The following is a 5,425-nucleotide window of genomic DNA, read 5'->3' as shown; positions in this document are numbered from 1 at the left end:
TGCGGCGTGGTGGGCCAGCCGCCACCCGCCGGCGGCTGCCCGTGCGGCGGGGAGGCCCAACCATCGGCGGGCGGTGCCGGGTAGCCGTCCGGTCGCGGCGGATGGAAGTCGTAGTGGGCGTCGTGCTCCGGCTGCCCGGACCAGGGATCGACCGGCGGTGAGGACATGATCAGCTCCAGGCGAGGGTGCGAACGGGTGATCGTAGCCAGCCACGGCACGGTACCGCTGTCCCGACCCCGACCGTATCGGCCGCAACGACGAACGCGGTGGCCACCTCCATCCAAGCTGGACGGGGCAACCACCGCGAACGCGGGGGGCGGTGTGGATCAGGCGGGCAGGCTGGCCACCCCGTGCGGCAGGAACCGCTGGCCGGTGACCCGCTCCGAGGTGCCGGTCCGGTCCAGGTACGGCGTGATGCCGCCCAGGTGGAACGGCCAACCCGCGCCGAGGATCATGCACAGGTCGATGTCCTGCGCCTCGGCGACGACGCCCTCGTCGAGCATGAGCCGGATCTCCTGCGCCAGCGCGTCGAGCGCGTTCTGGCGCACCTGCTCGGCGGTGAGCGGCTGGTCGCCCACCACGAGCAGCTTGGCCACCTCGTCGTTGACCTGGTCGTCGACGACGATCGGCTGACCGGAGTCGGCGATCCGCTTGAGGTTCTCGCTCACGTCGAAGCGGTCCGGGAACGCGGCGTGCAGGGTGCCGCCCACGTGGTACGCGACGGCCGGGCCGACGAGCTGGAGCAGGGCGAGCGGGCGCATCGGCAGGCCCAGCGGGTCCAGCGCGCTGTTGGCCACGTCCAGCGGGGTGCCCGCGTCCACGGCGGCGAAGACGGTGCCGAGGAAGCGGGTGAGCAGCCGGTTGACCACGAAAGCCGGGGCGTCGGAGACCAGCACGGAGGACTTCTTCAGCTGCTTGCCGACCGCGAACGCGGTGGCGAGCGTGGCGTCGTCGGTGCGCTCGCCCCGGACGATCTCCAGCAGCGGCAGCACCGCGACCGGGTTGAAGAAGTGGAAGCCGACCACCCGCTCGGGGTGCTCCAGTTCCTCGGCCATCGCCGTGATCGACAGGCTGGAGGTGTTGGTGGCCAGCACCGCCTCCGGCTTGACGATCTTCTCCAGCTCGGCCCAGACCTGCTTCTTGACGGCGAGATCCTCGAAGACCGCCTCGATGACGAAGTCGGCGTCGGCGAAGACGCCCTTGTCGACGGAGCCGCTGACCAGGCCGTACAGCTTGGCGGCCGTGCCCTTGTCCATCCGGCCCTTGCTGACGGCCTTCTCGATCTGGGTGTGCACGTAGCCGACGCCCTTGTCGACGCGGCCCTGGTCCAGGTCGGTCATGACGACCGGCACCTGGAGGCGACGGGCGAAGAGCAGGGCGAGCTGGCTGGCCATCAGGCCGGCGCCCACGATGCCGACCTTGGTGACCGGGCGGGCCAGGCCCTTGTCTGGCGCGCCGGCCGGCCGCTTGGCCCGCCGCTGCGCCAGGTCGAACGCGTAGAGGCCGCTGCGCAGCTCCTCGGAGAAGACCAGGTCCGCGAGGGCCTCGTCCTCGGCGGCGGTGCCGGTGGCGAAGTCGGCGTCCTTCGCCGTCTCCAGCAGGTCCAGCGCCTTGTACGCGGCCGGGACCGCGCCGTGCAGCCGCTGGTCGAGGGTCTGCCGGGCGAAGTAGAGCACGCCCGCCCACATGTCCTTGTCGACCTCGGGCCGGGTCACGGTGACCTCGCCCCGGACGACGCCGGCGGCCCACTCCAGGGACCGCTCCAGGAAGTCCGCCGGCTCCAGCAGCACGTCCGCGATGCCCATCTCGGCGGCCTGCTTCGGCTTGAGCATCTTGTTCTGCATCAGCGGGTTCTGGATGATCACCTGGGTCGCCGCCGGGATGCCGATCAGGTTCGGCAGCAGCTGCGTGCCGCCCCAACCGGGGACCAGGCCGAGGAAGACCTCGGGCAGCGCCAGTGCCGCCACCCCACCGGAGAGCGTCCGGTAGTGGCAGTGCAGCGCCAGCTCCAGGCCGCCGCCCATCGCCGCGCCGTTGACGAAGGCGAAGGTCGGGACCTCGCTGTCCTTGAGCCGGGCGAAGACCCGGTGGCCGAGCCGCCCGATCTCCAGCGCCTGCTCGCGGTCGGCGAGCTGCGGGAGGCTGGTGATGTCCGCGCCCACGCAGAAGACGTACGGCTTGCCGGTGACCGCCACGAACGCCGGGTTCGCGGCCAGGGCGGCGGTGATCGCCTCGTCCAGGCTGGTCAGGCCGCCCGGGCCGAAGCTGTTGGGCTTGGTGTGGTCGAAGCCGTTGTCCAGGGTGATCAGGGCGGCCGGCCGGTCCAGCCCCGGTACGTTCACCTGGCGCAGCAGCGCCCGGGTGACGACCTCGTTCGGTGCGGCGAGCGCGCTCACTTGTCTCCACCCTCCCAGTGCGGGTTCTCCCAGATGACCGTGCCGCCCATGCCGATGCCGATGCACATGGCGGTGACGCCGTAGCGGACCTCGGGGTGCTCGGCGAACTGCCGGGCGAGCTGGGTCATCAGCCGCACGCCCGAGGAGGCGAGCGGGTGGCCGATGGCGATCGCGCCGCCCCATGGGTTGACCCGCGGGTCGTCGTCGGCGATGCCGAAGTGGTCGAGGAAGGCGAGCACCTGCACGGCGAACGCCTCGTTCAGCTCGAACAGGCCGATGTCGTCGATGGTCAGGCCGGCGAGGCGCAGCGCCTTCTCGGTCGACGGGATCGGGCCGACGCCCATCACCTCGGGCTCGACGCCGACGAAGCCGAACGACACCAGCCGCATGGCGACCGGCAGGCCCAGCTCGCGGGCGACGTCCTCGGAGGCGAGCAGGCTGGCGGTGGCGCCGTCGTTCAGGCCGGCCGCGTTGCCGGCGGTGACCTTGCCGTGCGGGCGGAACGGGGTCTTCAGGGTGGCGAGCTTCTCCAGCGAGGTGTCGCGGGGGGCCTCGTCGACCGTGGCCATGCCCCAGGCGTTCTCCTCGTCGCGGACCGCCACGGACACCAGGTCGTCCTGGAGCTTGCCGTTGGCGTACGCCTTGGCGGTCTTCTGCTGCGAGGCGAGCGCGAAGGCGTCGGTGCGCGCCTTGGTGATGTGCGGGACCCGGTCGTGCAGGTTCTCCGCGGTCGCGCCCATGACCAGCGCGGACGGGTCGACGAGCTTCTCGGCGACGATCCGCGGGTTGGGGTCGACGCCCTCGCCCATCGGGTGGCGGCCCATGTGCTCGACGCCGCCGGCGATCGCGACGTCGTAGGCGCCCATGGCGATGCCGCTGGCGACGGTGGTCACCGCGGTCATGGCGCCGGCGCACATCCGGTCGATCGCGAAGCCGGGGACGGTCTTGGGCAGGCCCGCCAGCAGGGCGGCGGTCCGGCCGATGGTCAGGCCCTGGTCGCCGATCTGGGTGGTGGCGGCGATCGCGACCTCCTCGACCCGCTCCGGCGGCAGCTGCGGGTTACGGCGCAGCAGCTCGCGGATGCAGCGGATCACCAGGTCGTCGGCGCGGGTGTTGGCGTACATGCCACCCGCCTTGCCGAACGGGGTACGGACGCCGTCGACGAAGACGACATCCCGAACTTCACGGGGCACTTGAGCCTCCTCTTCGACCTGATCCGGCCTCCGTGCCGGCAGGCGGCACTACGGACCGGACGAAGGTCGCCGGCACGGGCGTGTTCCTCCGGATGCTACTCGCCAGTAACCAGCACTGGCACCCGCCCCCGTGTGGCCCACCCCACACCGCCGGTTCAAGGCGCGGGGGGCGGATCGGTGAGGGCCTCCGTGAGGGCGGGAAGGAGCAGGGCGATCTGCCACTCGCGGGCGTTGAAGCCCCGGAGGGTCTCCGCGACGGCCGCCTCCGTGACCTCCTCCGGGGGCACCCACGCCAGCCGGCGGATTGAGTCGGGAGCGATCAGGTTCTCCGGCGGCAGCTGGTGCGCGCCGGCGATCCGGACCACCACCTCCCGGCAGCGGGCCAGCCGGGCCGCCGCCACCGGGTCCCGTTCCGCCCAGCGGTGCGGCGGCGGGGGACCCTCGACCGTCGGGGCGACCGGCAGCGCGTCCTCGGGCAGCTGCCGCGCGTCGTCGAGCGCGGCGAGCCAGGTGCGCGCCAGCCGGCGCACCGAGCGGCCACCGAAGCCGGGCAGGGTCAGCAGGGTCTTCTCGTCCCTCGGATCCAGCTCCGCCGCCGCGACGATGGCCGAGTCCGGCAGCACCCGCCCCGGGGCGGCGTCCCGCCGCGCGGCGATCTGGTCCCGCGCGTACCAGAGGGAACGGACGCGGGCCTGGGCCCGCGCGCCGCGCACCCGGTGGATGCCGGACGTGCGGCGCCACGGCTCGGCCCGCACCTTCGGCGGCCGGGCGCCGGTGCGCACCAGCGCGGCGAACTCCTCCGCCGCCCACGCGGACTTGCCCTGCCGGGCCAGCTCCTCGTCGAGCGCGTCGCGCAGGTCGACCAGCATCTCCACGTCGAGCGCGGCGTAGGTCAGCCAGGACTCCGGCAGCGGGCGGCTCGACCAGTCGGCCGCCGAGTGGTGCTTCTCCAGGCTGTAGCCGAGCAGCTGCTCGGTCAGCGCGGCCAGGCCGACCCGCTCGAATCCGGCCAGCCGGGCGGCCAGTTCGGTGTCGAACAGCCGGCGGGGCCGCAGCCCCAGCTCGGCCAGGCAGTGCAGGTCCTGGCTGGCGGCGTGCAGCACCCACTCGGCCTCGCCGATCACCGTGTCGAGGGCGCTCAGGTCGGGCAGCGGCAGCGGGTCGATCAGCGCCGTGCCGGAACCGGCCCGGCGCAGCTGCACCAGGTAGGCCCGCTGGCTGTAGCGGTAGCCGGAGGCGCGTTCGGCGTCGAGGGCGACGGGGCCGGTGCCTGCGGCGAAGCGGGCCACGACGTCGTCCAGCTCGCCGGGCGTGGCCGCCGGCTGGGGTGTGCCCTCGCGCGGGGCGGTCAGCGGAACGGGCCCGTCGGCGGTCTGTTCGGTCCCCGCGGCCTCCGGCTCCGGTCGGGCCGACGGCGGGTGGTGCGCATCGTTTCCCGTACGGCTTTCGGCGGGCCGACGGCGCAGGGGTGGTTCGTCGGTCACCTGACAACCCTAGTGCGCGACGCGACGCGGTGGGTGAAGCCGGTCCGGTGTGTGTTGCCGGGCGACCGCCGGATGCCCTTCCGGAGGCCGGACATAGGGGAAGACAAAGCCCGTTGACGCAGGTACGGTCCATCGGGCCGTTGCGCGGGTACGGCATCATCAGGGTCCCGCGTGCGGAGCGGGGCGTCTACGGGGAGGGCAAGGCGATCATGACTGGCTACGGGTCGGCGGACAAGGGCCCGGCGGGACCGGGTGACGGCGGGTTCCCGCCGGGGACGGCCCGCCCCGGGCCACTGCCACCCCGGATCGAGCCGGTCGGCTCCGCGTACCTGCCGCCGGGCGCCCCCGGGCA

Annotated in this window: 3 protein-coding genes and 1 pseudogene; 1 reads left to right on the top strand and 3 read right to left on the bottom strand. The window is 73.3% G+C overall.

The window, feature by feature from the left end:
* Window positions 1-326: 326 nt before the first annotated feature.
* From F6X68_RS30300 to F6X68_RS30290, 3 genes are all read right to left on the bottom strand, one after another.
* Window positions 327-2,396 (bottom strand): 3-hydroxyacyl-CoA dehydrogenase NAD-binding domain-containing protein, encoded by a 2,070-nt coding sequence (locus tag F6X68_RS30300; protein WP_151457455.1) that lies wholly within the window; start codon window positions 2,394-2,396, stop codon window positions 327-329.
* Complete coding sequence (locus F6X68_RS30295; protein ID WP_151457454.1) at window positions 2,393-3,589, bottom strand: thiolase family protein; 1,197 nt, start codon at window positions 3,587-3,589, stop codon at window positions 2,393-2,395. The genes F6X68_RS30300 and F6X68_RS30295 overlap by 4 nt, the downstream gene beginning before the upstream one ends.
* Window positions 3,590-3,744: 155 nt before the next feature.
* Complete coding sequence (locus F6X68_RS30290) at window positions 3,745-5,073, bottom strand: ribonuclease D (RefSeq protein WP_151457453.1); 1,329 nt, start codon at window positions 5,071-5,073, stop codon at window positions 3,745-3,747.
* Window positions 5,074-5,186: 113 nt separating this feature from the next.
* On the opposite strand from F6X68_RS30290, the pseudogene F6X68_RS34530 reads away from it, so the two are divergent.
* Window positions 5,187-5,425: pseudogene (locus F6X68_RS34530) on the top strand (hypothetical protein); the annotation flags it as partial.

The organism is Micromonospora sp. AMSO12t (genome assembly GCF_008806585.1).
GTDB lineage: Bacteria > Actinomycetota > Actinomycetes > Mycobacteriales > Micromonosporaceae > Micromonospora > Micromonospora reichwaldensis.
Note: the sequence above shows the minus strand (reverse complement) of the source record. Positions and strands in the feature narration are given on the sequence as shown.